Source organism: Streptomyces sp. URMC 126, from assembly GCF_051386555.1.
Taxonomy (GTDB): Bacteria; Actinomycetota; Actinomycetes; order Streptomycetales; family Streptomycetaceae; genus Streptomyces.
Genome location: NZ_JBPQTX010000648.1, coordinates 1 through 864, shown reverse-complemented (window position 1 = coordinate 864; position 864 = coordinate 1). Strand labels below are relative to the sequence as shown.

Sequence of the window (864 nt, the reverse complement as noted above, 5' to 3'; positions counted from 1 at the left end):
CGCGTGGGCGGTGACGGCCCCGGCCGCCGCCGTCACCGCCCACGCGTCCCCCCGCCGGCGGTCCGGCCGGACGGCGCCCAGCTTCTCCGGGTGGTCGGCCGGGGCCGGGCCGTCGAGGCCGAGGGCGAGCGCCTCGGCCAGGTGCATGGCCCGGCGGCCCGTGCCGCCCTGCTCGATCTGGGTGCGGCAGCTGAAGCCGTCGGCGAGGACGTACGTCGCGGGCCCGGCGGCGCGGACGGCGGGCAGGACGCCCTGTTCGCCGACGGCCATCGAGACCTCGTAGTGGCCGCGTTCGAAGCCGAAGTCGCCGGCGAGGCCGCAGCAGCCCTCGTCCAGGACGTCCGCGTGCAGCCCGGCGCGTTTCATCAGCTCCCGGTCGGCGTCGAACTTCAGCACCGCGTGCTGGTGGCAGTGCGTCTGGACCAGCGCGGTACGGGCCGCTCGCGGCGGCCGCCAGCCGTGCGGCGCCCGGTCGACCAGCAGCTCCGAGAAGGTGCGGAACTGCTCGGAGAGCCGCCGCACGTCCTGGTCCTCCGGCATCAGCTCCGGCGCGTCGGCACGGAACACGGCCGTACAGGACGGTTCCAGGCCGACGACGGGCGTGCCGGCCGCGAGCCACGGCCCGAGCACGTCCAGCGTGCGGCGCAGCACCCGGCGCGCGGCGTCCAGTTGACCGGTGGAGATCCAGGTCAGGCCGCAGCAGACGGGGCGTTCCGGGACGACGACCCGGAAGCCGGCGTCCTCCAGTACCCGCACGGCGGACCGGGCGACGTGCGGGTGGAAGTGGTTGGTGAAGGTGTCGGGCCAGAGCAGGACGGTACGCGGGTCGGCGGGGTCGGGCACGCTGCCGGGCGGGGCGCCGGG

Annotated in this window: 1 protein-coding gene; it reads right to left on the bottom strand. The window is 76.6% G+C overall.

Annotation, left to right across the window (positions count from 1 at the left end; genetic code table 11):
• Positions 1 to 864: (Fe-S)-binding protein (locus ACSNOK_RS33300; RefSeq protein ID WP_436784518.1), on the bottom strand; the 864-nt coding region annotated here is incomplete at both ends.